At 60.6% G+C, this 24,593-nt stretch carries 25 protein-coding genes and 2 pseudogenes; 19 read left to right on the forward strand and 8 right to left on the reverse strand.

The window, feature by feature from the left end; genetic code table 11:
• The 4 genes from acnD to AB4P90_RS21415 all read right to left on the reverse strand — a co-directional run bounded on the left by acnD (position 1) and on the right by AB4P90_RS21415 (position 5,493).
• Positions 1-2,595, reverse strand: coding sequence for a Fe/S-dependent 2-methylisocitrate dehydratase AcnD (gene acnD / locus AB4P90_RS21400; RefSeq protein ID WP_020302623.1), 2,595 nt, complete (start codon positions 2,593-2,595; stop codon positions 1-3).
• A 124-nt stretch (positions 2,596-2,719) separates the two neighbouring features.
• On the reverse strand, positions 2,720-3,847 hold the full coding sequence (prpC, locus tag AB4P90_RS21405; protein ID WP_014719499.1) for a 2-methylcitrate synthase: 1,128 nt from the start codon (positions 3,845-3,847) through the stop codon (positions 2,720-2,722).
• Between the two features lie 42 nt (positions 3,848-3,889).
• Complete coding sequence (gene prpB / locus AB4P90_RS21410) at positions 3,890-4,783, reverse strand: methylisocitrate lyase (protein ID WP_003193320.1); 894 nt, start codon at positions 4,781-4,783, stop codon at positions 3,890-3,892.
• Positions 4,780-5,493 (reverse strand): GntR family transcriptional regulator, encoded by a 714-nt coding sequence (locus AB4P90_RS21415; RefSeq protein ID WP_014719500.1) that lies wholly within the window; start codon positions 5,491-5,493, stop codon positions 4,780-4,782. Before AB4P90_RS21415 ends, prpB begins: the two co-directional genes overlap by 4 nt.
• Positions 5,494-5,763: 270 nt before the next feature.
• On the opposite strand from AB4P90_RS21415, the gene AB4P90_RS21420 reads away from it, so the two are divergent.
• From AB4P90_RS21420 to AB4P90_RS21445, 6 genes and pseudogenes are all read left to right on the forward strand, one after another.
• Positions 5,764-6,288 (forward strand): ATP-dependent zinc protease, encoded by a 525-nt coding sequence (locus AB4P90_RS21420; protein WP_014719501.1) that lies wholly within the window; start codon positions 5,764-5,766, stop codon positions 6,286-6,288.
• 18 nt (positions 6,289-6,306) lie between these two features.
• Positions 6,307-7,839: an inactive transglutaminase family protein gene (locus AB4P90_RS21425; protein ID WP_014719502.1), complete on the forward strand. Its 1,533-nt coding sequence runs from the start codon at positions 6,307-6,309 to the stop codon at positions 7,837-7,839.
• A complete protein-coding gene (locus AB4P90_RS21430; protein ID WP_003193326.1) occupies positions 7,839-8,825 on the forward strand; it encodes an alpha-L-glutamate ligase-like protein in 987 nt (328 codons plus the stop codon). Before AB4P90_RS21425 ends, AB4P90_RS21430 begins: the two co-directional genes overlap by 1 nt.
• 186 nt (positions 8,826-9,011) lie before the next feature.
• Positions 9,012-10,355 (forward strand): aminodeoxychorismate synthase component I, encoded by a 1,344-nt coding sequence (pabB, locus tag AB4P90_RS21435; protein ID WP_106111327.1) that lies wholly within the window; start codon positions 9,012-9,014, stop codon positions 10,353-10,355.
• Positions 10,356-10,581: 226 nt separating this feature from the next.
• Positions 10,582-10,885 (forward strand): annotated as a pseudogene (locus AB4P90_RS21440) (type II toxin-antitoxin system HigB family toxin).
• Positions 10,885-11,241 (forward strand): type II toxin-antitoxin system HigA family antitoxin, encoded by a 357-nt coding sequence (locus tag AB4P90_RS21445; protein WP_069868696.1) that lies wholly within the window; start codon positions 10,885-10,887, stop codon positions 11,239-11,241. Before AB4P90_RS21440 ends, AB4P90_RS21445 begins: the two are co-directional and overlap by 1 nt.
• 127 nt (positions 11,242-11,368) lie before the next feature.
• Here AB4P90_RS21445 and thrH read toward each other — a convergent pair whose 3' ends face one another.
• Entirely contained in the window at positions 11,369-11,986 is a 618-nt protein-coding gene (gene thrH / locus AB4P90_RS21450) for a bifunctional phosphoserine phosphatase/homoserine phosphotransferase ThrH (protein WP_014719505.1), read from the reverse strand.
• Between the two features lie 151 nt (positions 11,987-12,137).
• Between thrH and AB4P90_RS21455 the strand changes: the two genes are divergently transcribed.
• From AB4P90_RS21455 to AB4P90_RS21465, 3 genes are all read left to right on the forward strand, one after another.
• A complete protein-coding gene (locus AB4P90_RS21455) occupies positions 12,138-12,872 on the forward strand; it encodes a phosphoadenylyl-sulfate reductase (protein WP_014719506.1) in 735 nt (244 codons plus the stop codon).
• Positions 12,873-13,289: 417 nt separating this feature from the next.
• On the forward strand, positions 13,290-14,819 hold the full coding sequence (locus AB4P90_RS21460; RefSeq protein ID WP_019820568.1) for an NCS1 family nucleobase:cation symporter-1: 1,530 nt from the start codon (positions 13,290-13,292) through the stop codon (positions 14,817-14,819).
• A 13-nt stretch (positions 14,820-14,832) separates the two neighbouring features.
• Positions 14,833-15,561: an aspartate/glutamate racemase family protein gene (locus tag AB4P90_RS21465; protein WP_060767355.1), complete on the forward strand. Its 729-nt coding sequence runs from the start codon at positions 14,833-14,835 to the stop codon at positions 15,559-15,561.
• Between the two features lie 105 nt (positions 15,562-15,666).
• Here the strand turns inward: AB4P90_RS21465 and AB4P90_RS21470 are convergent, their stop codons facing one another.
• On the reverse strand, positions 15,667-16,590 hold the full coding sequence (locus AB4P90_RS21470) for a LysR family transcriptional regulator (protein ID WP_019820571.1): 924 nt from the start codon (positions 16,588-16,590) through the stop codon (positions 15,667-15,669).
• Positions 16,591-16,697: 107 nt separating this feature from the next.
• Here AB4P90_RS21470 and AB4P90_RS21475 point away from each other — a divergent pair, with 107 nt between their 5' ends.
• The gene (locus AB4P90_RS21475; RefSeq protein ID WP_019820573.1) at positions 16,698-17,444 is read left to right on the forward strand and encodes a 3-oxoacyl-ACP reductase family protein; all 747 of its coding nucleotides are present in this window, start codon (positions 16,698-16,700) and stop codon (positions 17,442-17,444) included.
• Positions 17,445-17,574: 130 nt separating this feature from the next.
• Here the strand turns inward: AB4P90_RS21475 and AB4P90_RS21480 are convergent, their stop codons facing one another.
• A complete protein-coding gene (locus AB4P90_RS21480; RefSeq protein WP_019820575.1) occupies positions 17,575-18,261 on the reverse strand; it encodes an HAD-IA family hydrolase in 687 nt (228 codons plus the stop codon).
• Positions 18,262-18,485: 224 nt separating this feature from the next.
• Between AB4P90_RS21480 and AB4P90_RS21485 the strand changes: the two are divergent.
• The 3 genes and pseudogenes from AB4P90_RS21485 to AB4P90_RS21495 all read left to right on the forward strand — a co-directional run.
• Positions 18,486-18,737: pseudogene (locus tag AB4P90_RS21485) on the forward strand (type II toxin-antitoxin system RelE/ParE family toxin); the annotation flags it as partial.
• Positions 18,721-19,047, forward strand: a complete 327-nt coding sequence (locus AB4P90_RS21490; RefSeq protein WP_014719512.1) for a helix-turn-helix domain-containing protein — start codon at positions 18,721-18,723, stop codon at positions 19,045-19,047. The pseudogene AB4P90_RS21485 and the gene AB4P90_RS21490, both read left to right, overlap by 17 nt.
• Positions 19,048-19,098: 51 nt before the next feature.
• Positions 19,099-19,455 carry a DUF2784 domain-containing protein gene (locus AB4P90_RS21495; RefSeq protein WP_014719513.1) on the forward strand — a complete coding sequence of 119 codons (357 nt, stop codon included), beginning with the start codon at positions 19,099-19,101 and terminating at the stop codon, positions 19,453-19,455.
• Here AB4P90_RS21495 and AB4P90_RS21500 read toward each other — a convergent pair.
• Positions 19,442-20,410: an NAD-dependent epimerase/dehydratase family protein gene (locus AB4P90_RS21500; protein ID WP_014719514.1), complete on the reverse strand. Its 969-nt coding sequence runs from the start codon at positions 20,408-20,410 to the stop codon at positions 19,442-19,444. The two genes, AB4P90_RS21495 and AB4P90_RS21500, sit on opposite strands and share 14 nt — an antisense overlap.
• A 94-nt stretch (positions 20,411-20,504) precedes the next feature.
• Between AB4P90_RS21500 and AB4P90_RS21505 the strand changes: the two genes are divergently transcribed.
• The 6 genes from AB4P90_RS21505 to AB4P90_RS21530 all read left to right on the forward strand — a co-directional run bounded on the left by AB4P90_RS21505 (position 20,505) and on the right by AB4P90_RS21530 (position 24,592).
• Entirely contained in the window at positions 20,505-21,389 is an 885-nt protein-coding gene (locus tag AB4P90_RS21505) for a LysR family transcriptional regulator (RefSeq protein WP_102666443.1), read from the forward strand.
• Between the two features lie 53 nt (positions 21,390-21,442).
• Complete coding sequence (locus AB4P90_RS21510; RefSeq protein ID WP_003193347.1) at positions 21,443-22,021, forward strand: DUF4337 domain-containing protein; 579 nt, start codon at positions 21,443-21,445, stop codon at positions 22,019-22,021.
• A 178-nt stretch (positions 22,022-22,199) separates the two neighbouring features.
• Entirely contained in the window at positions 22,200-22,535 is a 336-nt protein-coding gene (locus tag AB4P90_RS21515; protein WP_003193349.1) for a hypothetical protein, read from the forward strand.
• Between the two features lie 69 nt (positions 22,536-22,604).
• Complete coding sequence (locus AB4P90_RS21520; RefSeq protein WP_395605361.1) at positions 22,605-23,645, forward strand: EamA family transporter; 1,041 nt, start codon at positions 22,605-22,607, stop codon at positions 23,643-23,645.
• A gap of 129 nt (positions 23,646-23,774) precedes the next feature.
• Complete coding sequence (locus AB4P90_RS21525; protein ID WP_020302615.1) at positions 23,775-24,227, forward strand: thiol-disulfide oxidoreductase DCC family protein; 453 nt, start codon at positions 23,775-23,777, stop codon at positions 24,225-24,227.
• A complete protein-coding gene (locus AB4P90_RS21530) occupies positions 24,224-24,592 on the forward strand; it encodes a DoxX-like family protein (RefSeq protein WP_020302614.1) in 369 nt (122 codons plus the stop codon). Before AB4P90_RS21525 ends, AB4P90_RS21530 begins: the two co-directional genes overlap by 4 nt.
• Position 24,593: the final 1 nt, after the last annotated feature.

Raw genomic sequence — 24,593 nt, forward strand, 5'->3', positions numbered from 1 at the left:
TCAGGCGGTCGCCTTTGATTCCAGGAAGTCCTGGGCGAAACGTTGCAACACGCCACCGGCTTCGTAGATCGACACTTCTTCGGCGGTGTCCAGGCGGCAGGTCACTGGCACCTCGACACGTTCGCCATTCTTGCGGTTGATCACCAGGGTCAGTTGCGCACGCGGGGTGCGCTCGCCGACCACGTCATAGGTTTCACTGCCGTCGATTTGCAGGGTGTGGCGGTCGGTGCCTGGCAGGAACTCCAGGGGCAACACGCCCATGCCCACCAGGTTGGTGCGGTGGATGCGCTCGAAGCCTTCGGCGGCAATCGCTTCCACACCGGCCAGGCGTACGCCCTTGGCCGCCCAGTCGCGGGACGAACCTTGGCCATAGTCGGCGCCGGCGATGATGATCAGCGGTTGCTTGCGCTCCATGTAAGTCTCGATGGCTTCCCACATCCGCGTGACCTTGCCTTCCGGCTCGATGCGCGCAAGAGAGCCCTGCTTGACCTTGCCGTTTTCCTGCACCATTTCGTTGAACAGTTTCGGGTTGGCGAAGGTGGCGCGCTGCGCCGTCAAATGGTCACCCCTGTGTGTCGCGTAGGAGTTGAAGTCGACCTCGGGCAAGCCCATTTTCGCCAGGTATTCACCGGCGGCGCTGTCCAGCATGATCGCGTTGGACGGCGACAAGTGGTCGGTGGTGATGTTGTCCGGCAGCACCGCCAGCGGGCGCATACCTTTGAGCGGTCGCGCACCGGCCAACGCGCCTTCCCAGTACGGCGGGCGGCGGATATAGGTGCTTTGTGGGCGCCAGTCGTACAGCGGCGTGACCTTGGGCCCGGTGTCTTCGTGGATGGCGAACATCGGGATATACACCGCACGGAATTGCTCGGGTTTTACCGAAGCCTTGACCACCGCGTCGATCTCTTCATCGCTCGGCCAGATGTCTTGCAGGCGGATTTCGTTGCCGTCGGCATCCAGGCCGAGCACGTCCTTCTCGATGTCGAAACGGATGGTGCCGGCAATCGCATAGGCCACCACCAGCGGCGGCGACGCCAGGAAGGCTTGCTTGGCGTAAGGGTGAATGCGCCCGTCAAAGTTGCGGTTACCCGACAACACCGCGGTGGCGTACAGGTCGCGGTCGATGATCTCTTGCTGGATCACCGGGTCGAGTGCGCCGGACATGCCGTTGCAGGTGGTGCAGGCAAAGGCCACCACGCCAAAACCGAGTTTTTCCAGCTCATGGCCCAGGCCGGCTTCTTCCAGGTACATGGCCACGGTTTTCGAGCCCGGCGCCAAAGACGACTTGACCCACGGCTTGCGGGTCAGCCCCAGCTTGTTGGCGTTGCGTGCCAACAGGCCGGCGGCGATCACGTTGCGCGGGTTGCTGGTGTTGGTGCAACTGGTGATGGCGGCGATGATCACTGCGCCGTCGGGCATTTGCCCCGGCACGTCATCCCATTGGCCGGCAATGCCTTTCGACGCAAGGTCGCGGGTGGCCAGGCGGGCATGGGGGTTGCTCGGGCCGGCCATGTTGCGCACGACGCTGGAGAGGTCGAAGCTCAGGCTGCGCTCGTACTGCGCGCCTTTCAAGTCGTCCGCCCACAGGCCAGTGTGGCGTGCATATTGCTCGACCAAAGCGACTTGTTCGTCTTCGCGACCGGTGAGTTTGAGGTAGGCAATGGTTTGCGCGTCGATGTAGAACATCGCGGCGGTGGCGCCGTACTCCGGGGCCATGTTGGAGATGGTGGCACGGTCACCCAAAGTGAGTGCCGACGCCCCTTCGCCGAAGAACTCCAGCCAGGCGCCGACCACCTTCTGCTGGCGCAGGAATTCGGTGAGCGCCAGCACCATATCGGTGGCGGTGATGCCCGGTTGCAGCTTGCCGGTCAATTCCACGCCCACGCTTTCCGGCAGGCGCATCCACGACGCGCGGCCGAGCATCACGCTCTCGGCTTCCAGGCCACCGACGCCGATGGCGATCACCCCCAGGGCGTCTACGTGAGGCGTATGGCTGTCGGTGCCGACACAGGTATCCGGGAAGGCCACGCCGTCACGCACTTGAATCACCGGGGACATTTTCTCCAGATTGATCTGGTGCATGATGCCGTTGCCCGGCGGGATCACATCAACGTTCTTGAAGGCCTTTTTGGTCCACTCGATAAAGTGGAAGCGGTCTTCGTTGCGACGGTCTTCAATGGCGCGGTTTTTTTCGAAGGCTTGCGGGTCAAAGCCACCGGCCTCGACGGCCAGTGAATGGTCGACGATCAGTTGGGTGGGCACCACCGGGTTGACCTGCGCCGGGTCGCCGCCTTGCTGGGCGATGGCATCGCGCAGGCCGGCGAGGTCGACCAGAGCGGTCTGGCCGAGGATGTCATGGCACACCACGCGGGCGGGGAACCACGGGAAGTCGAGGTCGCGCTTGCGCTCGATCAGTTGGCTCAGGGACGCGTCGAGGGTGGCCGGGTCGCAACGGCGCACCAGGTTCTCGGCGAGCACGCGCGAAGTGTAGGGCAGCGTGGCGTAGGCGCCGGGGGTGATTGCCTCGACAGCCGCACGGGCGTCGAAGAAATCCAGGCGGCTGCCGGGGAGCGGTTTGCGAAATTCAGTGTTCATCGTCAGGACTCGGTCACGGTAAGTTCGAAAGGTGAACTGTCGACACTGGCTTTGTTTCCTGTGGGAGCTGGCTTGCCTGCTCCCACACACAAGCACATGAGCCAGCGGGCACAGCCCATCCCATTCAGCGACGTTCGATTGGCACGAACTTGCGCTGCTCAACGCCGGTGTACTCGGCGCTTGGACGGATGATGCGGTTGTTGGCGCGCTGCTCGAACACGTGCGCAGCCCAGCCAGTCAGGCGCGAGCATACGAAAATCGGCGTGAACAGCTTGGTCGGGATGCCCATGAAGTGGTACGCCGAGGCATGGTAGAAATCGGCGTTAGGAAACAGCTTCTTCTGTTCCCACATGGTCTTGTCGATGGCTTCGGAGACCGGGAACAACACGGTGTCGCCCACTTCGTCAGCGAGCTTTTTCGACCAGCCCTTGATCACTTCATTGCGCGGATCGCTGTCTTTATAGATCGCGTGGCCAAAGCCCATGATCTTGTCTTTGCGCGCCAACATGCCAAGGGTGCCTTCAACCGCTTCCTGGGCCGAGGAGAAACGTTCGATCATTTCCATCGCCGCTTCGTTGGCACCGCCGTGCAGCGGGCCGCGCAGGGAGCCGATGGCAGCGGTGACGCAGGAATACAGGTCGGACAATGTCGATGCACACACCCGTGCGGTGAAGGTCGAAGCGTTGAATTCGTGTTCAGCGTAGAGGATCAGCGACACGTTCATCACTTTGACGTGCAGCTCGCTCGGTTTCTTGCCATGCAGCAGGTGCAGGAAGTGGCCACCGATGCTCGGCTCGTCGGTCACGCAGTCGATGCGCTGGCCGTCGTGGCTGAAGCGATACCAGTAGCACATGATCGCCGGGAACGCGGCGAGCAGGCGGTCGGTGACATCGCGCTGCACGCTGAAATCTTTCTCCGGCTCGATATTGCCCAGGAACGAGCACCCGGTGCGCATCACGTCCATCGGATGGGCGTCGGCGGGGATGCGTTCGAGCACTTCTTTCAGGGCCTGGGGCAGGTCACGCAGTTTGCTCAGCTTGTTGCTGTAAGCGGCCAGTTCGGCCTGGGTTGGCAGTTCACCGTACAGCAGCAGGTAGGCGACTTCTTCAAACTGGGCGTCGGCGGCCAGTTCGCGTACGTCGTAGCCACGGTAGGTCAGGCCGGCGCCGGCCTGGCCCACGGTGGACAGTGCCGTCTGCCCGGCGACCTGGCCACGCAGGCCAGCACCACTCAATACTTTTGCTTCAGCCATGTTCGTTCTCCAATTTTGTAGTTGTTCAGGGAACCACAGGGTTTATTTTTTCGCGGCGAACAGCGCGTCGAGCTTCTGCTCGAAGGTGTGGTAGTCGATGCGATCGTAAAGCTCCATGCGCGTTTGCATGGTGTCGATCACATTCTGCTGGGTACCGTCGCGACGAATCGCGGTGTAGACATTCTCGGCCGCCTTGTTCATGGCACGGAAAGCCGAGAGCGGGTACAGCACAATGGAAACATCCGCAGATTTCAACTGTTCGGTGGTGTACAGCGGTGTGGCGCCGAACTCGGTGATGTTCGCCAGGATCGGCGCCTTCACGCGGGAGGCGAACAGCTTGTACATCTCCAGTTCAGTGATGGCTTCCGGGAACACCATGTCGGCACCGGCCTCGATGCACGCGGCGGCACGCTCCAGCGCGGACTCCAGGCCCTCGACCGCCAGGGCGTCGGTGCGCGCCATGATCACGAAGCTGTCATCGGTGCGCGCATCCACGGCGGCCTTGATGCGGTCGACCATTTCTTGCTGGGACACGATTTCTTTGTTGGGGCGATGACCGCAGCGCTTGGCGCCCACCTGGTCTTCGATATGGATGGCGGCGGCGCCGAACTTGATCATCGACTTGACGGTACGTGCCACGTTGAACGCCGAGGAGCCGAAACCGGTGTCCACGTCCACCAGCAGCGGCAGGTCGCACACGTCGGTAATGCGGCGCACGTCGGTGAGCACGTCATCCAGGCCGGTGATGCCCAAGTCCGGCACGCCCAGGGAGCCGGCGGCTACACCGCCACCTGACAGGTAAATCGCCTTGAAGCCGGCGCGCTTGGCCAAGAGCGCATGGTTGGCATTGATGGCGCCCACCACTTGCAAGGGCTGTTCGCTGGCGACGGCGTCACGGAAACGCTGGCCGGGAGTGCTGTTGTTGTTGGAACTCATGACTCACCTCGTGATGAAGGCGCACCGTCCGGGAAGTGACGGGCAATGTTGCGTTTGGAGGCGCCGATATGCCGGCGCATCAACAGTTCGGCCAGTTCACCGTCGCGATCGGCAATCGCGTCCAGAATGCGGTGATGCTCGGCAAAGGCCTGACGTGGACGATTGGGGGTGGCGGAGAACTGGATGCGGTACATGCGCACCAGTTGATACAGCTCGCCGCAGAGCATTTGGGTGAGGGTGCGGTTACCGGCACCTTGAATGATGCGGTAGTGAAAATCGAAGTCGCCTTCCTGCTGGTAATAGCCGACACCGGCCTGGAACGCCGCATCCCGTTCGTGGGTGTGCAACACCTGGCGCAGCTCCTCGATCTCTGCGTCAGTCATACGCTCGGCGGCCAGGCGACAGGCCATGCCCTCTAAGGACTCGCGAATCTCATACAGTTCGACCAGCTCGGCGTGACTCAAAGACACCACGCGTGCGCCGACATGAGGCACCCGCACCAGCAGGCGCTGGCCTTCCAGGCGATGGATCGCTTCGCGCAGCGGGCCGCGACTGATGCCGTAGGTGCGCGCCAGCTCCGGCTCGGAAATCTTGCTACCGGGGGCGATTTCGCCTTTGACGATGGCGGCCTGGATACGCCGGAAGACGTTCTCTGACATGGTCTGGGAATCGTCTGGTGCCACCGATGGTTTTTCCAGTTGCTCCAGCATATTGTCGACACCTTTAAAATCAATGCCGCAAAAACTAGCCAATAAGCCTCTCATAGTCAAAGAATAAATACACATTGTCGACAATCGTCTAATAACCCCATCAATCGCCCGCCCAGGCATGGCCGCCTGCCAGCGCTGGCGCCAAAAAAGCATCATGTTAGAATGCCCGCCGCTTTTGCCTGACATCAGATGATGAAAGGGCGCACCCGAGATTGCGCAGCAATGCCAGTCCCCATGAAATGAACAGTGCACTGCCCTGCCTCAGGATTTATGAGACTCAAGCCTTACCTACTAGTGATGTGCCTGCTGTGCATACCGAGCCTTGGCGCTGGCGCCGAGAAGACCGTGTACGGCCTGAATGAATACGCCAAGCTTGCGGGTATCGACCTGGAAGTGGCGGCCAAACTCGACACCGGCGCCAAGACCGCCTCGTTGAGTGCCCGCGATATCAAGCGCTTCAAGCGCAATGGCGAATCCTGGGTACGCTTCTACCTAGCCATCGACACCGCCCATTCCCACCCCATCGAACTGCCCCTGGCGCGTGTCAGCAAGATCAAGCGCCGCGCCGGCGACTACGACCCCGATGAGGACAAGAACTACACCGCCCGCCCAGTGATTGCGCTGGATATCTGCATGGGCAGTGCTTTACGCAGCATCGAAGTGAACTTGACTGACCGCAGCGCATTCCAATACCCGCTGCTGATTGGCTCCGAAGCCTTGAAACGCTTTGATGCGCTGGTCGACCCCAGTCTTAAATATGCAGCAGGCAAACCCGCCTGCGCCGCCGACGCTTAATACCGCCGAGTAAACCGAATGCGCTCTCTGACCCTGCACCTGAAAATCCTGATCACCTTGCTGGTGGTGCTGGGCATTTCGGTCACCGCCTATCAGATCTTCGTGCTGGGAATTCCCGTCACCGAAGATGCCACCGACGACTTGTGGAACATCGACGCCAAGGTCGAGTTCGTCGCCAACCCGAAAGACCCGGTCAAGATCCAGATGTTCGTGCCGCCCTTGAGCCGCGACTTCGTCAGCCTCAATGAGAGCTTTATCTCGAACAACTACGGGGTGAGCGTCAACCGCATCGACGGCAACCGCAAGGTCACCTGGTCGGCGCGCCGGGCCAAGGGCAACCAGACCCTCTATTACCGCCTGGTGCTGACCAAGCGCTACAGCGGCGAAAAGATCAAGATCAAAGGCCCGACCTTCCGCGACAGCATCGCCGTGGAAGGCCCGGAAAAGATCGCCGCCGAAGCCTTGCTGGCCCCGATCCGCCAGCACTCGGCCGACGTCGAAACCTTTATCAGTGAAGCCATCAAGCGCACCAACAACCTCAACGACGACAATGTGAAGTTGCTGCTGGCCGGCGACCCCTCGACGCCGCACAAAGCCAAGATCGTCGAACTGCTGCTGTCCATCGCCCACGTGCCGGTAGAGAAAGTCCACACCATCCGCCTGGTGGCCGACCAGCCGCAAACCCCGGAACTGTGGCTGCGCAGTTTCAACGGCAACGACTGGCTGTACTTCAACCCGGAAACTGGCGAACAGGGCCTGCCCGCCGACCGCCTGCTATGGTGGACCGGCGATGAAAACCTGATCACCGTCGATGGCGGCAAGAAAGCCATGGTGACCTTCAGCCTGAACAACAGCGAGATGAATGCCATCCGCCTGGCCAAGCTGACGGACGAAAACACCGACGCCAACTTCCTCGAATACTCGCTGTACGGCCTGCCGCTGCAAACCCAGCAGACCTTCATGATCATGGTGATGATCCCGATAGGCGTGCTGGTGATTCTGATCCTGCGCAACCTGATCGGCCTGCAAACCCTGGGTACCTTCACACCGGTGCTGATCGCCCTTGCGTTCCGCGAGACGCAACTGGGCTTCGGGATTGTGCTGTTCACAATTATCACAGCACTGGGGTTATCACTCAGGTCCTACCTGGAACACTTGAAACTGCAGATGTTGCCGAGGCTGTCGGTGGTGCTGACCTTTGTGGTGGTGCTGATTGCCGCCATCAGCCTGTTCAGCCACAAGCTGGGGCTGGAACGCGGCTTGTCGGTGGCGCTGTTCCCGATGGTGATCCTGACCATGACCATCGAACGCCTGTCGATTACCTGGGAGGAGCGTGGCGCCAACCATGCGCTGAAAGTGGCGATTGGCACCCTGTTCGCTGCGTCCCTGGCGCACCTGATCATGAGCGTGCCGGAGTTGGTCTACTTCGTGTTCACCTTCCCGGCGATCCTGTTGATCCTGGTGGGCTTCATGCTGGCCATGGGTCGCTACCGCGGCTATCGCCTCACCGAGCTGGTGCGTTTCAAGGCGTTCCTGAAGGCTGACTCTTGATGTTCGGCTTCTGGAAGACCTGGAAGGCCCTGGAAGCGCGGGGGATCATGGGTATTAACCGGCGTAATGCCGACTACGTGCTCAAGTACAACAAGCGCAGCCTGTACCCGATAGTGGATGACAAGATCATTACCAAGGAACGGGCGCTGGCCGCCGGTATCCATGTACCGGAAATGTACGGGGTGATCTCCACCGAAAAGGAAATCGACAAGCTCGACGAGATCATCGGCGGGCGCAGCGACTTCGTGATCAAGCCCGCCCAGGGCGCCGGTGGCGACGGCATCCTGGTGGTTGCAGACCGTTTTGAAGGGCGCTATCGCACGGTGTCCGGCAAGATCATCAGCCATGAAGAGATCGAGCACCAGATTTCCAGCATCCTCACCGGCCTGTACTCCCTCGGCGGCCACCGCGACCGCGCGTTGATCGAGTACCGCGTGGTGCCCGACCAGATCTTCAAGAGCATCAGCTATGAAGGCGTGCCGGACATCCGCATCATCGTGCTGATGGGTTACCCGGTGATGGCGATGCTGCGCTTGCCCACCCGCCAGTCCGGCGGCAAGGCCAACCTGCACCAGGGCGCGATCGGCGTGGGTGTAGACCTGGCCACCGGCCTGACCCTGCGCGGCACCTGGCTGAACAACATCATCACCAAGCACCCCGACACCACCAACGCGGTGGATGGCGTGCAACTGCCCAACTGGGACGGTTTCATGAAACTCGCAGCCGGCTGCTATGAGCTGTGCGGGCTGGGTTATATCGGCGTGGACATGGTGCTGGACCAGGAAAAAGGCCCGCTGATCCTTGAGCTGAACGCACGGCCAGGGCTGAACATCCAGATTGCCAACGACTGCGGCTTGACCTTGCGCACCCATGCGGTGGAGGCGCGGCTGGAAGAACTCAAGGCGGCCGGGGTGACAGAAACCCCAGAAGAACGGGTGAAGTTCGTGCAGGAGATGTTCGGGCATATTCCGCCGGTTGAAGGTTAAGCAGCGCATCGCAGGCAAGCCCGGGCTCGCTAGGTGGGAGCTGGCTTGCCTGCGATAGCTTTCTGACAAGCCATCCATCCCCCAGGCTATGCCCTCTATCGAGCTATCACCGACATCCCCCCTAGGAGCAAGTCCTACAGAGGACTACAATCCCCTCCCCCACGCCACTGGCTGATTCACCCTCGCATGTCGACCTGTTCCGTTTACCCCTTACCCTACCGGGCCAACCCCGCCGAGTACTTTGCGGCTATTCGCCATGCGCCTGGCGCGGTGCTGCTCGACAGCGGCCGCCCGGCTGCCGAGCGGGGGCGCTATGACCTGCTCAGCGCCTGGCCTGAAGCAACCTTGACGGTTGGGCCGGATGAAAGCGGCGGCGATTTCCTGCAACGCTTGCGAGAGAACCTGGCGCAGTTGGGTGAGGCCGCCCTGCCTGCTGGGGTTGAATTGCCCTTTGCCGGCGGTTTGATCGGTTACTTGAGCTATGACTTCGGCCGGCACCTGGAACAGGTTGCACGCCTGGCCGTGGACGACCTGCACCTGCCGGATGCGCGCCTGGGGTTGTATGCCTGGGCGCTGGTCAGCGATCACCAGGCGCGCACCAGCCAGCTGGTGTTTCACCCGGTGCTGGCCGATAGCGAGCGGCAACGGCTGATCGCTCTGTTCAGTCATGCAACGGGCAGCGCGCCCACCGCCTTCAAGCTTCAGGGCCCCATGGCGCCGGACCTCAGCCTGGAGGCATATCAGCAGGCCATCCTGCGTATTCAGGATTACATTCAGGCCGGCGACTGCTACCAGGTCAACTTTACCCAACGCTTTCGCGCACCTTGTAGCGGCGACCCGTGGGCGGCCTACTGCGCCCTGCGCGAGGCCTGCCCGACACCGTTTTCCGGGTTCCAGAGCCTGCCGGATGACGGCGCGGTGCTGAGCCTGTCGCCGGAACGCTTTGTGCGCATCAGCGAACGCCAGGTCGAGACTCGCCCGATCAAGGGCACCCGCCCTCGCGGCCTGACGCCAGAAGAGGATGCCGCCAACGCCGCCGAACTGCTGGCCAGCCCCAAGGACCGCGCAGAAAACCTGATGATCGTCGACCTGCTGCGCAACGACCTTGGCCGCAGTTGCCGTATCGGCTCAGTGAAAGTGCCGGAGCTGTTCAGCCTGGAAAGCTACCCCAACGTGCACCACTTGGTGAGCAGCGTCACTGGCATATTGGCCGACGACAAAGACGCCCTCGACCTGATCGCCGGCAGCTTCCCTGGCGGCTCCATCACCGGCGCGCCGAAGATTCGCGCCATGCAGATCATCGACGAGCTTGAACCCACCCGCCGCGGGTTGTATTGCGGCTCGCTGGTGTACCTGGACGTGCGCGGCGAGATGGACAGTTCCATCGCGATTCGCAGCTTGCTGGTCAAGGATGGGCAGGTGTGTTGCTGGGGTGGCGGCGGGATTGTGGCGGATTCAGAGTGGCAGGCGGAGTATCAGGAGTCGCTGACGAAGGTGCGGGTGTTGTTACAAACGTTGGAAAACCTGTAGGGCACAGCCCCTGCCTAGCGTTCGAGTAGAACGCCATGCGATAGAAAAAGCCTGAATCAGAACCGCTGTGGACGGAATAGACGCTTGCATATAGCGTCCGGATCGACCGTCCACCGCCACCTGTGAAGGATCACATGAAGCGACTACCTCCTCGTCTGGAAATATTTCCGAGATTGCCTAACCGCGCAATCGCACCTATGATCTCCCAAAATGGGAGGTTGAAGCGATGCGGATAATCGCTCTCTCTACCCTACGAATATTCTGGGAAAGCCATTCAGCTTATAGCGACGCCAGAACACCGCTGATCGAGTGGTATCGGCACATGGAAAAGGCCAATTATCCAACACCGCAAGCACTCAAGTGCCGAGCTCAGAACAGCGAGCATTCTTAAGGGCGGCAGGGTCGTGTTCAACGTCGGCGGCAACAAGTATCGAGTGATCATGGCCATCGACTACCAGCGACAACTAGGGTTTATACGGTTCGTGGGGACCCACGCTCAGTACGACCAGATCAACGCGGAGACTGCGTGATGAACATCAAACCTATTCACTCCCAGGAAGAACTGACTGCGGCACTCGTACGAGTCGAGCAGATATGGGGAGCACTACCCGGCTCGCCTGAAGGTGATGAGCTGGAAATCCTGGCAATCCTCATCGAGAAGTACGAAGCCGAGCATTACCCCATGCCCCCTTCGGATCCGGTAGAGGCTATCAAGTTTCGCATGGAGCAATTGGGCATGACCGCCCGCGATCTGGAGCCGTTTATCGGCACCAGTGGGCGGGTGTCAGAGGTGCTGAACCACAAGCGCAAGCTGAGCCTGGCGATGATCAAACGCCTGCATGAAGGCTTGCGTATTCCTTATGAGCGCTTGCTGGCCGAGGGTTAGGCGGTGACGGAGCCGATGCCATCGCGGGCAACCCCGGCTCCCTCAGTTGACCGCGTCGTTTGACGTTACAGGGTCGAAGGTGGGAGCTGGCTTGCCTGCGATGGGGCAATCAGCCGCGCCGCATAACTTACAGGCTCAACTGCCGATTCGACGCCTTGATAAACTCTTTTTTCAAGTCTTCAAACGTATGCACCGCCGGGAACTGCGGGAATTCGCGAATCACATTGTCCGGCGCATGGAACAGAATCCCACGGTCAGCTTCACCCAGCATGCTGGTGTCGTTGTAGGAATCACCGGCAGCGATCACGCGGTAGTAGAGCGTCTTGAATGCCAGCACCGATTGGCGCTTGGGGTCTTTCTGGCGCAGTTGGTAGCTCACCACCCGATCGTTTTCATCGGTGATCAAGCGGTGGCAAAGCAAGGTCGGGAAACCCAGCTGACGCATCAGCGGCTGGGAGAACTCATAGAAGGTGTCGGACAGGATCACCACCTGGAAGCGCTCGCGCAGCCAATTGACGAACTCAATGGCGCCGTCCAGCGGTTTGAGCGTGGCGATAACGGCCTGGATATCGGCCAGCTTGAGCCCATGCTCGTCGAGGATGCGCAGGCGTTGCTGCATCAGCACGTCATAGTCGGGAATGTCGCGGGTGGTGGCGCGCAGGGATTCAATACCGGTTTTTTCGGCGAAGGCGATCCAGATTTCCGGAACCAGCACCCCTTCCAGGTCAAGGCAGGCAATTTCCACACGACACTCCTGTTAGATATTGTTAGTTGAGCGAGCAAAAGGACTGCCGAACTCTAGCGACTCACGCCAGCCGCCGCAACGCGGGACAGTTTTTGATACCATCGCCCTCCTAGAGAGCGCTCAGCGCCACTGACCTGTAGGAACCGTCCTGATGAACCAAGCCTTCGACGTCGTTGAACTCGCCACGACTTATGCCAACAAGTCTGCCCAGGACATTCTCAAGCTGGCGTTCAGCCAGTTCGGCGATGACCTGTGGATTTCCTTCAGCGGTGCCGAGGATGTGGTGCTGGTGGACATGGCCTGGAAGCTGAACAAGAACGTCAAGGTGTTCAGCCTCGACACCGGCCGCCTGCATCCGGAGACCTACCGGTTTATCGAGCAGGTGCGTGAGTTCTACAAGATCGACATCGAGCTGATCTCGCCAGACCCGAGCAAGCTGGAGCCCTTCGTCAAAGAGAAAGGCCTGTTCAGCTTCTATAAGGACGGCCATGGCGAATGCTGCGGCATCCGCAAGATCGAACCGCTGCGCCGCAAACTCGCAGGTGTCAGCGCCTGGGCCACCGGCCAGCGCCGCGACCAGAGCCCCGGCACTCGCAGCCAGGTGGCGGCGCTGGAAATCGACACGGCGTTCTCCACGCCGGAACGCACCCTGTACAAGTTCAACCCGCTGGCGCAGATGACCAGCGAAGAGGTGTGGGGCTACATCCGCATGCTGGAGCTGCCGTACAACAGCCTGCATGAGCGCGGCTTCATCAGCATCGGCTGCGAGCCCTGCACCCGGCCGGTACTGCCCCGCCAGCATGAGCGCGAAGGCCGCTGGTGGTGGGAAGAAGCCACGCAGAAGGAATGCGGGCTGCATGCGGGGAATATCATCAGCAAGGCTTGAGCCTCTCATGCCACCGCCTCTGTAGGAGCGAACTTGCTCGCTCCTACAGAAAGCGAGATTTCCTTTCGGCCGGGTAAATCTTGTACACAACCTTGTAACCATAAGTGCCATTTTTGTGTGCAACTTAATATACAACGCACCAAAACGTAACATCTCTCTGCGCCAATGGCGCCGTCTATAAATAGCCCTCCAATTAACAAAAAAATAAATACCTGTTCAAACGGTCAACTTATAGTGCCCGCAATTCAGTAAGTTATTCACAATCTATATAAAAACGAAATTAGCCAAGATTTTCTTATATCGAGAATTGGCACGCATATGGCTTAGGCAGAAGTACGCTTTGTATACAATCAATACAAAACCTACATACACTTTGCCATCCGCCGCTTTGCTGCAGATGCGCTGGAGCCTGCCGGAATGCGTACAAGTCTCTCGAACACCCTCGCACTGGATCTGCCCTCCTCCCCGTTAAACCCTGCGGCCGCCGGCCCCGGCCCGCTGGTACTCAGCCCGCGCCTGCACAACAAGGACCTGGCGCCCACCAAGGTCGAAGGCCGACGCTGGGGGCGCTATAGCATCTTCGCGTTGTGGACCAATGACGTGCACAACATCGCCAACTACTCATTCGCCATCGGCCTCTATGCATTAGGCCTGGGCGGCTGGCAAATATTGCTGTCCCTGGGGATCGGCGCGGCGCTGGTGTACTTCTTTATGAACTTGTCGGGCTACATGGGGCAGAAGACCGGTGTGCCGTTTCCGGTTATCAGCCGTATCAGCTTCGGCATTCATGGGGCGCAGATTCCGGCGTTGATTCGGGCGGTAATTGCGATTGCCTGGTTTGGGATCCAGACCTACCTGGCCTCGGTAGTTTTCCGCGTGCTGCTGACCGCCATTCATCCAGGCTTTGCCGATTATGACCACGACTCGATTCTGGGGCTGTCGACCCTGGGTTGGGCGTGCTTTGTGGCGATCTGGCTGGTGCAGTTGGTGATTCTCGCCTATGGCATGGAAATGGTACGTCGCTATGAAGGCTTCGCCGGGCCGGTGATTCTGCTGACCGTGGCCGCACTGGCCGGCTGGATGTACTTCCAGGCGAACGGGCAAATTGCCTGGTCGATCCGCGAGCCCCTGAGTGGCGGCGAGATGTGGCGCAATATCTTTGCCGGCGGCGCGCTGTGGCTGGCCATCTACGGCACCTTGATCCTCAACTTCTGCGACTTCGCCCGTTCCTCACCCTGCCGCAGGACTATCCAGGTCGGCAACTTCTGGGGCCTGCCGGTGAATATCCTGGTGTTCGCCGCCATCACCGTGCTGCTGTGCGGCGGGCAGTTCCAGCTCAATGGCCGCGTGATCGAAAGCCCGACCGAAATCATCGCGGCGATCCCCAACACCTTCTTTCTCGTGCTCGGCTGCCTGGCCTTCCTGATCGTCACCGTGGCGGTGAACATCATGGCCAACTTCGTCGCCCCGGCCTTTGTATTAAGCAACCTGGCGCCCAAGTACCTGAACTTTCGCCGCGCCGGACTGATCAGCGCCTTCGTTGCCGTGCTGATCCTGCCGTGGAACCTCTATAACAGCCCACTGGTGATCGTGTATTTTCTCTCTGGCCTCGGCGCGCTGCTGGGGCCGTTGTACGGGGTGATCATGGTCGATTACTGGCTGATCCGTAAAAGCCAGGTGGATGTGCCGCAGCTGTACAGCGAAGACCCCCAAGGCATTTATTACTACAGCCGGGGGGTGAATATGCGTGCGGTGGCGGCGTTCATTCCGGCGGCGGTGATCGCCATCCTGCTGGCGCTGTTGCCGGGGTTTGCCAGCGTCTCGCCGTTTTCCTGGTTGTTTGGCGCCGGCATTGCAGGGTTGCTGTACCTGCTGATTGCCAAGCGTCAACCGCACTACGCCGATGTCAGCGGCGAAAGCATTGCCGTCGATAACGTCAGTCATTAAACAAGGACTTTCCATGCGTATCCTCGTGGTCAACGTCAACACCACCGAATCCATTACCGACACCATTGCCCAGCAAGCACGGGCCGTGGCTTCACCGGGCACCGAGATTGTCGGGCTCACCCCGTACTTCGGCGCAGAATCGGTGGAAGGCAATTTTGAAAGCTATCTGGCAGCCATCGCCGTGATGGATCGGGTAATGGCCTACGACCAGCCCTTTGATGCGGTGATCCAGGCCGGCTATGGCGAACATGGCCGTGAAGGCCTGCAGGAACTGCTCAATGTGCCGGTGGTGGATATCACCGAAGCGGCGGCCAGCACCGCGATGTTCCTGGGGCACGCCTACTCGGTGGTGACCACCCTGGACCGCACTGTGCCGCTGATTGAAGACCGGCTGAAACTCGCCGGCCTCTACCAGCGCTGTGCTTCGGTGCGCGCCAGCGGCATGGCGGTGCTGGAACTGGAAGAAGACCCGCTGGGCGCCACGGAGGCCATCGTGCGCCAGGCCGAACTGGCCATCCGCGACGACAAGGCCGAGGTGATCTGCCTGGGCTGCGGCGGCATGGCCGGGCTGGATGAGCAGATCCGCCAGCGCACCGGGGTGCCAGTGGTGGACGGAGTGACGGCGGCGGTGATGGTGGCCGAGTCGTTGGTGCGGTTGGGGTTGTCGACCTCGAAGATCAGGACGTATGCGGCGCCGCGGCCGAAGAAAGTCATTGGATGGCCGGGCAAGTTCGGGCGGTAGACCGATGCGCCTGCATCGCGGGCAAGCCCGACTCCCACATTGGATTGCGATCACTGTGGGAGCCGGGCTTGCCCGCGATGGCCACGACTCGATGCAAGGCCCTGCTCAGATGGCACTGAATCGTTGAGCCAGTTTCTGCTCGGCGAACTGCTCAATAATGAAATCCACAAACGCCCGCGTCTTGCCCGGCAGCAACTTATGCTCGGCGTAGTAGATGGAAATATTACCGTCGTCCACATACCAATCGGGTAACACTCGCACCAACGCACCGCTGTCCAGGAACGGCACGGCCATTGGCATGCTCACCAGCGCGATGCCAAGGCCCTGGGCACTGGCGCAGCAGGCGGCTTCGGAGTCGCTCATGGTCATGGCTGGCTTCAGTACCAGTGGGCTGTGCTCGCGCTCACGGTGGGTCAGTTGCCATGAACGCACCCGGCCAGTCTGCGGCGAGCGAATCAAGATGCCGAGGCAGTGCGACAGGTCGTCGGGCGCCCGCACCGGCAAGCGTCGCGCCAGGTAATCCGGCGACGCCACCAGCACCCGGTGCGCCGGGGTCAACTTGCGCGCCACCACGCCTTGGGGCAGATCAAACCCGCCACCGATGGCCGCATCGAAGCCTTGCCCGATCAGGTCGACCTGGCGGTTATCAAAATGCCAGTCCGGGCTGATATCCGGACAGCGCTGCATGAATTCGCCCAACAACGGCACCACATACCGATTGCCGAACACTGGCCCCATGCTGACCTTGAGCGTGCCCACCGGCCGCCCTTCGGCACTGGCCAGGTTGGCGACCGCATTCTGAATGGTGGTGAGGCTGCCGCTGACTTCCGCCAGGAACACCTTGCCGGCTTCGGTCAGCACCAGACGCCGAGTGCTGCGCTGGAACAACCGCACCCCGAGGCGCGCCTCCAACTTGGCGACGCTTTTACCCACCGCTGCGGGAGTGAGGCTCAGGTGCCGTGCAGCCTCGGCAAAGCTGCCACCCTCGGCGCTGCGCACAAAGCATTCGATACTGCCAAAGCTTTCCATATCGCTCCACTCTAAACTTTTGGTTTACACAGACTATAGCAACCACGGGCTACCGAGCAGCGCGGGCGAGGTCGATACTCGCTCCATCAACTACCTCGGAGATCGACATGACCACACATAACCTCACCGGCAAAGTCGCCTTGATTCAAGGCGGTTCCCGCGGCATTGGCGCCGCCATCGTCAAGCGCCTCGCCGCCCAGGGGGCAGCGGTTGCCTTTACCTACGTCAGCTCGGCCGCCAAGGCTGAAACACTGCAGAACGAGGTGATCGGCGCAGGGGGGCAGGCTCTGGCGATTCACGCCGACAGCGCCGATGCCACGGCGATTCGCGCGGCGGTCAACGCCACGGTCGAGGCGTTTGGACGCCTGGATATCCTGGTGAATAACGCTGGCGTGCTGGCCATCGCGCCGCTGGACGAATTCAAGCTGGAAGACTTCGACCAGACCTTGGCGATCAATGTGCGCAGCGTGTTTATCGCCACCCAGGAAGCCGCCAAGCACATGGGCGAAGGTGGCCGCGTGATCAATATCGGCAGCACCAACGCCGAACGCATGCCCTTTGGCGGTGGCGGGCCCTACGCCATGAGCAAGGCGGCGCTGGTGGGGTTGACCAAGGGATTGGCACGGGACCTGGGGCCACGGGGCATCACCATCAACAACGTGCAGCCTGGGCCGGTGGACACCGATATGAACCCGGCGAACAGTGATTTTGCCGACAGCCTGATCGGGTTGATGGCGGTAGGACGGTATGGGCATGTGGAGGAGATTGCCAGTTTTGTGGCCTATCTGGCCGGGCCGGAGGCCGGCTATATCACGGGCGCCAGCCTGACCATCGATGGTGGTTTCAGCGCCTGATTTTTGCAGAACCGCAACCCAAATGTGGGAGCGGGCTTGCTCGCGAATACGGTGAGTCAGTTGATAAATCTACTGACTGACACCCTGCATTCGCGAGCAAGCCAGCTCCCACATTTTTGACCGCGCGGGGTCAGGCCATGGGGGGCAAGCCGTAGGCGGCCAAATCAAAGTCGGCGAGCTTGCGAATAATCTGGTCAGCATGCTGGTACTTGCTGTCAGCCATCGCCTCATCGGGCACCGCAATAGCGGTCATGTGCGCAGCCTTCGCCGCCGTCACGCCGAACGGCGAATCTTCGAACACCAGACAATCCTCAGGCGCTACACCCAACCGGCGCGCGGCGGTGAGGAAGATATCCGGCGCGGGCTTGGCAGCGCCTACTTCCGGGTCGTCAGCGGTGACGATGGTGTCGAACAGGCCAAACCATTCACGGTGCAGGGTGGTCTTGTGGCCAAACGAGTTACGCGATGAACTGGTGCCCACCGCAATCGGAATATTGTGCGCCTTCAAGTGCCGCACCAACGCCTCGGCACCGGGCATACCCAAGGCCTTGGGAAAGCGCTCGCTCATCAGCGGTTCGCGTATTTCCAGAAACTCGGCGGGCGTGATCGGCAGGTCCAGGGCCTTGACCACGTAATCGGCCAAATCCTGGGCACCCCGCCCGATGATGTGCTGCTTGATGCCCCAGTCGTAGGTACGACCATAGCGTTCGGCAATGATCTGCGTGACTTCGGTGTAGATGCCTTCGGTATCCAGCAACAACCCGTCCATATCGAAAATCACGGCTTTGATCGGGACAGCGGTACGCGGTGCATTCATCACAACACAACCTTGGGGCGAGGACTAAAAGGATTCAGCACAATAACGGCCCTCGTTGCCTGCAAGCAACCTTCGTGGGCCTTCCGTTGATTCATACCACGCAACAGTTTTACCCGTCGGCGCTGACGGCGGCCGTCTAGGGTTTGAGAGGAAAACGTCATGACCCGTTGACGCGGATCTGAAAATACCGATTGCAAACCTTATAAAAGACTTATTAACCTCCCATGAATTCAATCCAATGGACGCGAAAAGCCGTCAAACAATTGCTTCGGTTGCATTCGTATCATCAGCAACAGGTACGCGATGCCGTGTCCGCTCTTGAACACATGCCCGATGCAATCAACGTCAAGGCGCTGGTTAACCATCCTCACAGCTATCGCTTGCGGGTAGGTCATTACCGGGTCCTTTTCGACTGGGACGGCAGCATCCAGGTCGTCAGCATCCAAGAGGTTAAAAAACGTGACGAGCGAACCTACTGCCGTACAGATCATCCACAATACGCAGGGCGAGCCAGCCTATGTGGTGATTCCCTATGAACACTATGTGGCGCAGCAAAACGATCCAAACCTGATCCCCCATGCGGTAGTCAGCCGCCTGGTGGATGGCGCAACACCTATTCGCGCGTGGCGCGAGCATCTGAGCCTGACCCAGGAAGAAGTCGCCAAACGCCTGGGTATTTCACAATCGGCATTTGCCCAGCAGGAAGCGGTCAGCAAACCCCGCCGCACCACGCGGGAAAAGATAGCCAAAGCGTTCGGTATCAATGCCAGTCAACTGGAGCTATAACGGCGCGCTGCAAAAATTCACGTACCCCTTCACCTCACATCGAGCTCAAACATGCTCTACCGCCTAGCCGCCGACGGCCTCGTGCTGTTCCACCTGGCCTTTATCCTGTTCGTGCTGTTCGGCGGCCTGCTCACCCTGAAGTGGCCCAGGGTAATGTGGCTGCACCTGCCCGCCGTTGCCTGGGGCATCGCGGTAGAGGTGCTGCACCTGCCCTGCCCCCTTACACGTTGGGAAAACCTGTTTCGCCACTTGGCCGGGCAGGATGGTTATGGCGGTGGGTTTATCGAGCATTACATTCTGACGATGATCTACCCAGCCGGGCTGACTGCGAATACTCAATTAGTGCTGGGGGCCGTGGTGGTGGTGGTCAACCTCGCCGTGTATGCACGCCTGATCAAACGCAAGTAGGCAGGCAACCCAGGCCAACCAGGGTGGCCTCCACCGCCTGTTCCAGCGGTGTGTGGGGCTCATGGCCGAGCGTCGCGAGCAGGCGCTGGTTATCCAGGCGCAACGGTGTTTGCCACAGGTAGCGCATCTCCTGCATCTCACGCACGGTGACGACAAAAGGCGCCGCCCAGTTCAACAACCACCAGGGAAACGCGCCGACCCTGGGTTGCTGGCCCGTCCTGCGCAGCACCACACGCTGGATCGTCTTAGCCATCTGCGTACCGTCCGCATCCATGTACCCAGCCATATGAAAGCAGGCGAAGGCGCCAAGACTGGCACGACGCTCAATCAACTCAAGCATTGTACGCGCTACGTCCGGCAGATAAGCCCATTGATGGGCCACGCCGTAATCGCCTGGGTAGCGGATGGTGTGCACCGGTTTGCCGGGTTTGACCAAGCCTTGGGCAAACCAGTTATTGGCCACCCTGGCGCCGAAAAAATCCCCAGCGCGCACAATCACCACCCGGGCGCCCTGAGTGGAAGCGGCTCGCAAGCGCTGCTCCATCTGCACACGGATCGCGCCCTTGCGAGTCAGCGGGTGCTGGGGTGAGTCTTCGTGCAGCACAGGGAATGCATCCGGCCCGAAGTTGTAGACCGTGCCGGGCAGCACGACTGTCGCGCCTTCGCAGATGGCCGCCGCAATGGAGTTGTCGATCATCGGCAACACCCACTCGGCCCATTTGCGATAACCCGGCGGATTGACGCCGTGCACGATTACCGCGCAGCCCCGGGCGGCCGCGATCACGTCGTCGCGATTCAGGGCATCGCCTTTTAGCCACGTAAAAACAGGATTTTGGCTGCGAGCCTTGATCAGATCCCGAGTCAACGCCCGCACCTCCCAGCCCGCCGCGCTCAACTGCCGCGCCACTTCGCCACCAATGCCACCGGTTGCACCCAAAACCAGAACCTTGCTCATCACCCTCTCCCACTGTTGGTTGATGAGGGTATGTTGGATGCGGAACAGCTATAGAGGAATTGCCCAAGAGTATCGAGCCGCTATACATTTATGTATGGCTACGAATATCGGTTGGGAGCTTTACCGGTCATTTCTCGGTGTACTCAAGGAAGGATCGCTGTCGGGGGCCGCACGGCAGCTCGGCATCACCCAACCCACGGTAGGGCGGCACATCGCCGCGCTGGAAACGGCGCTGGGCGTCGTGTTGTTCACCCGCTCGCCCTCAGGCTTATTACCCACTACGGTCGCCCACACACTGCGGGCGCATGCAGAAACCATGGCGCGTACCGCCGCCGCCCTTGAACGCGCCGCCTCGTCCCAAGGCGATGAGGTGCGTGGCGTGGTACGAGTATCGGCCAGTGAAGTGGTGGGTGTGGAGGTACTGCCGCCGATCATCACGCAATTGCGCCGGGAACACCCGCACCTGAAGGTGGAACTGGTGCTGACCAACCGCTTGAGCGACCTGCTGCAGCTGGAAGCCGACATTGCCGTGCGCATGGTGCGCCCCAGCCAGGAGCAGCTGCTGGCGCGGCGTATCGGCCTGATCGAAGTCGGCCTGCATGCCCGTGACGATTACCTGCAGCAACACGGCATCCCCCAACACATGCACGACCTGGCCGGCCACTCCGTCATCGGCTTTGATCAAGCCACTGCATTTATCCGCAGCCTGGCAATCAAGGTTTTTGAGCGCAACGCCTTCGCCATCAGTAGCGACAGCGACCTGGCGCAACTGGCAATGATCCGCGCCGGTGCCGGCATCGGTGGGTGCCAGGTACAACTGGCCCAGCGCGACCCACGTCTGCGCCGAGTGCTGCCTGACGGCTTCGCGTTTAAAATGGACACTTGGGTCAGCATGCACGAAGACCTGCGCAACAGCCCACGCTGCCGGGTGACATTCGATGCACTGGTGGCAGGTTTGCAGCGTTACGTACAGGCTTGAGACAGCTGCGCTGGTGAACAATCAGCGCACCTCAATCCGTTCGCGGTCGCCCCATGTCCGAAGCCTTCGAAGTTCCCAGCCCCCACGAAAAACACCTTGAACACACCACCGAGCATGCTCACGGCCGCGGCGATAGCTTTGCCAGTCGTATCGCCGTGATGACCGCGATCATGGCGACCGTCGGTGCCATGCTCAGCTATCAGGCCGGCTCCAGCGAAAGTGAAGCTGCGATGGACAAGAACAACGCCGCCATCATCAAGACCGAAGCCGCTAACCAGTGGAACTACTACCAGGCCAAATCCAGCCGCCAGAACCTGGCAGAACTGGCCAGCCATATTCCCGGCGTGGATGCGGCGCATTACCAGGCGGAGATCGAGCGCTACAAGCGCCAGAAGGAAGAAGTGCGTAAACAGGCCGAAACGCTTGAGGCCACTTCACGGGACTGGGACCACAAATCCGAGGAAGCGCTGCACCAGCACCATCGCTGGGCCCAGGCGATGACGGCGATTCAGATCGCGATTTCATTGGCGGCGATTACCCTGCTCACGCGCAAGGAATGGCTCAAACGCATGTCGTACACCGCCGGCGGGGTGGCGGTGATGTTGGGTGGCCTGGCGTGGCTGCATCTCTGACACGCCGAAGAATAAATGTGGGCGCTGTCGAGCCCCAACCAGGCTGCAATGGGATCACCGCGCAGTACCCGCCAGACTGCGACCCAGCCTCGCTGATTGATTTCAATCTGCCAACTGAGCGCTTAGAGTGTCGCCCCCCCGAGAATTGAATCTCGAGATTGAACCTATGGAGTTATGAGTGAAATACGTCAGTAAAGTCGTTGCAGCAGCCGTACTTGGTTTCACCCTGGCAGGTTGCACCGGCACCGCCATGAAAACCCAGCAATACGACGCCAGCCAATACACCGTCCTCGGCCACAGCGAAGCCAGCGCCACCGGCATCATGCTGCTGGGCGTCATCCCCATCGGCCAGAACAACCGCTTCGTACGCGCCCAGGATGCAGCCATCAAGGCCAAGGGCGGCGACGCGTTGATCAACACACAAGTGCAGGAAAAGTGGTTCTGGGCTTGGGTATTGAACGGCTACACCACCAAAATCTCCGGTGATGTGATCAAGCTGAAAACCGCGCAATAAAGTACGAAATTGCCAGGGCGCTGACCCCGGCAAGCGACGTATCATGGGCCTGACTTTCGAGGATGGCCCATGAACCTCAGCATCATTTACGCCCTCGCGGCCGCCGCCCTGTTCGGCGCCAGTACCCCGCTCGCCAAAAGTCTCGGCCTGGGCCTCTCGCCCATCCTGCTCGCCGGCCTGCTCTACCTCGGCAGCGGCATTGGCCTTGCCGGTGTGCGCTTGATCCGTGATCGCGGCTGGAAACCTACCGGGCTAACCCCATCGGAATGGCCCTGGCTACTTGGCGCCATCGCCTTCGGCGGCCTCCTCGGCCCCGTTGCACTGATGTTCGGCCTGACCCGCACCACCAGCGCCAGCGCCTCCCTGATGCTCAACCTTGAATCGGTACTGACCGCCGTGATCGCCTGGGTCGTGTTCCGCGAAAACGCCGACCGACGCATCGTCCTCGGCATGCTTGCCATTGTGTTGGGCGGCGTGGTGTTGTCGTGGTCCGGTGCTGACAGCAGCCATCAGGACTGGACCGGACCGCTCGCCGTCGCGCTGGCGTGTTTGTGCTGGGGCATTGATAACAACCTGACGCGCAAGGTGTCGGCGTCTGACGCGCTCTTTATCGCTGGCGCCAAGGGTTTGATTGCGGGGTTGGTGAATTGCAGCCTGGGGCTTTACCTGGGGGCGCAGATTCCGGGCGTGGCGCAATTGGCGCCGATCCTGGTGGTGGGGTTCCTCGGCTATGGCATCAGCCTGGTGATGTTCGTGCTGGCGCTACGCGGGCTGGGCAGTGCGCGCACCGGGGCTTATTTCTCCACCGCACCTTTCCTCGGTGCCGCAGTGGCGTTGCTGGTATTTGGCGAGTCGGTGACCGTGGCGTTCTGGATTGCCTCGGCACTGATGGCCGTAGGCGTGTGGCTGCACCGGACGGAGCGGCATGCCCACGAGCATGTGCATGAAGCCACGGAACATGGGCATCGGCATGTGCATGATGAACATCACCAGCATGAGCATGGGTTTGAGTGGGATCCGGCGCAGCCGCACAGTCATGTGCATGTTCACAAGGTGATGACCCACAGCCACGCGCATTTTCCGGATGTGCATCATCGGCATAGGCATTGATGATCGTTTGGTACGAAAAGACTTCGGTATTCTCCAATCCTGAAGCCCAGTGGGAGTGGCTCCAAACATTACAGTGCAGGCGAAGGCAGGTATGATCCAGGCCAACCCGGCCCGACTGGACCTACACACATGCCTGCCTCCGACACCCGCCCTACGCCCGCGCCATTCCTCAAGCCCGGTGAAACCGTGGTGTTGTTCGACGGGGTGTGCAAGCTGTGTAACGGTTGGGCAAGGTTTCTGATCCGCCACGACCACCAACGGCGCTTGCGATTAGCCGCCGTGCAGTCACCCGAGGGTCAGGCGCTGCTGGCGTGGGCGGGGTTGCCGCTGGAGCAGTTCGACACCCTCGCAGTGATCCGCGATCGGCACTGTTGGGAGCGTTCGGAGGCGGTGTTGGAAATCATTGCGCAACTGCCTGCCCGCTGGCACCCAATGCTGCTCCTGCGCGGCATCCCGCGCTTTCTTCGGGATTGGGCTTACGACCGCATCGCGCGCAATCGCTATCGGCTGTTCGGGAAATACGATACCTGTCTGTTGCCGAACGCGGATCATGAACAGCGCTTTTTAAAGGATCAGCCATGAATTCCCTGGTGCGCATCAACTGGATCGCCCGGGGCGGCCTGGCTTTCATGTTTGCCTACCATGGGCTGGTGCCAAAGCTGCTGTGGCTAAGCCAGGGTGAGCGGGCAATGATCCAGGCGCACGGGATCGAGCAGGTGCAGTTGTTCGCCACGCTGGCGGGGGTTGGGGAAATTGCCCTGGCGATATGGATACTGCTTTCGCCACGCAGTATCTGGCCGCTTGTAGTGGCTGCGACTGCGCTGGCGGGGCTGCTGGTGGATGTGGCGGTGTTCAGCCCGTCGATGCTCAGGGAAGCGTTTAATCCTGTGTCGCTGAATGTGGCGGGTTTGGCGTTGTGTGCGGTGGCTTGGAATACCAAGCCCTGAA

Origin of the sequence: Pseudomonas sp. B16120 (assembly GCF_044218845.1) — a bacterium.
GTDB lineage: Bacteria > Pseudomonadota > Gammaproteobacteria > Pseudomonadales > Pseudomonadaceae > Aquipseudomonas > Aquipseudomonas paracarnis.

What these genes read in the sequence shown, in the direction of transcription:
- acnD (WP_020302623.1), bottom strand. Translation starts at nt 2,595, where the DNA reads ATGAACACTGAATTTCGCAAACCGCTCCCCGGCAGCCGCCTGGATTTC.
- prpC (WP_014719499.1), bottom strand. Translation starts at nt 3,847, where the DNA reads ATGGCTGAAGCAAAAGTATTGAGTGGTGCTGGCCTGCGTGGCCAGGTC.
- prpB (WP_003193320.1), bottom strand. Translation starts at nt 4,783, where the DNA reads ATGAGTTCCAACAACAACAGCACTCCCGGCCAGCGTTTCCGTGACGCC.
- AB4P90_RS21415 (WP_014719500.1), bottom strand. Translation starts at nt 5,493, where the DNA reads ATGCTGGAGCAACTGGAAAAACCATCGGTGGCACCAGACGATTCCCAG.
- AB4P90_RS21420 (WP_014719501.1), top strand. Translation starts at nt 5,764, where the DNA reads ATGAGACTCAAGCCTTACCTACTAGTGATGTGCCTGCTGTGCATACCG.
- AB4P90_RS21425 (WP_014719502.1), top strand. Translation starts at nt 6,307, where the DNA reads ATGCGCTCTCTGACCCTGCACCTGAAAATCCTGATCACCTTGCTGGTG.
- AB4P90_RS21430 (WP_003193326.1), top strand. Translation starts at nt 7,839, where the DNA reads ATGTTCGGCTTCTGGAAGACCTGGAAGGCCCTGGAAGCGCGGGGGATC.
- pabB (WP_106111327.1), top strand. Translation starts at nt 9,012, where the DNA reads ATGTCGACCTGTTCCGTTTACCCCTTACCCTACCGGGCCAACCCCGCC.
- AB4P90_RS21445 (WP_069868696.1), top strand. Translation starts at nt 10,885, where the DNA reads ATGAACATCAAACCTATTCACTCCCAGGAAGAACTGACTGCGGCACTC.
- AB4P90_RS21455 (WP_014719506.1), top strand. Translation starts at nt 12,138, where the DNA reads ATGAACCAAGCCTTCGACGTCGTTGAACTCGCCACGACTTATGCCAAC.
- AB4P90_RS21460 (WP_019820568.1), top strand. Translation starts at nt 13,290, where the DNA reads ATGCGTACAAGTCTCTCGAACACCCTCGCACTGGATCTGCCCTCCTCC.
- AB4P90_RS21465 (WP_060767355.1), top strand. Translation starts at nt 14,833, where the DNA reads ATGCGTATCCTCGTGGTCAACGTCAACACCACCGAATCCATTACCGAC.
- AB4P90_RS21470 (WP_019820571.1), bottom strand. Translation starts at nt 16,590, where the DNA reads ATGGAAAGCTTTGGCAGTATCGAATGCTTTGTGCGCAGCGCCGAGGGT.
- AB4P90_RS21475 (WP_019820573.1), top strand. Translation starts at nt 16,698, where the DNA reads ATGACCACACATAACCTCACCGGCAAAGTCGCCTTGATTCAAGGCGGT.
- AB4P90_RS21480 (WP_019820575.1), bottom strand. Translation starts at nt 18,261, where the DNA reads ATGAATGCACCGCGTACCGCTGTCCCGATCAAAGCCGTGATTTTCGAT.
- AB4P90_RS21495 (WP_014719513.1), top strand. Translation starts at nt 19,099, where the DNA reads ATGCTCTACCGCCTAGCCGCCGACGGCCTCGTGCTGTTCCACCTGGCC.
- AB4P90_RS21500 (WP_014719514.1), bottom strand. Translation starts at nt 20,410, where the DNA reads ATGAGCAAGGTTCTGGTTTTGGGTGCAACCGGTGGCATTGGTGGCGAA.
- AB4P90_RS21505 (WP_102666443.1), top strand. Translation starts at nt 20,505, where the DNA reads ATGGCTACGAATATCGGTTGGGAGCTTTACCGGTCATTTCTCGGTGTA.
- AB4P90_RS21510 (WP_003193347.1), top strand. Translation starts at nt 21,443, where the DNA reads ATGTCCGAAGCCTTCGAAGTTCCCAGCCCCCACGAAAAACACCTTGAA.
- AB4P90_RS21520 (WP_395605361.1), top strand. Translation starts at nt 22,605, where the DNA reads ATGAACCTCAGCATCATTTACGCCCTCGCGGCCGCCGCCCTGTTCGGC.
- AB4P90_RS21525 (WP_020302615.1), top strand. Translation starts at nt 23,775, where the DNA reads ATGCCTGCCTCCGACACCCGCCCTACGCCCGCGCCATTCCTCAAGCCC.
- AB4P90_RS21530 (WP_020302614.1), top strand. Translation starts at nt 24,224, where the DNA reads ATGAATTCCCTGGTGCGCATCAACTGGATCGCCCGGGGCGGCCTGGCT.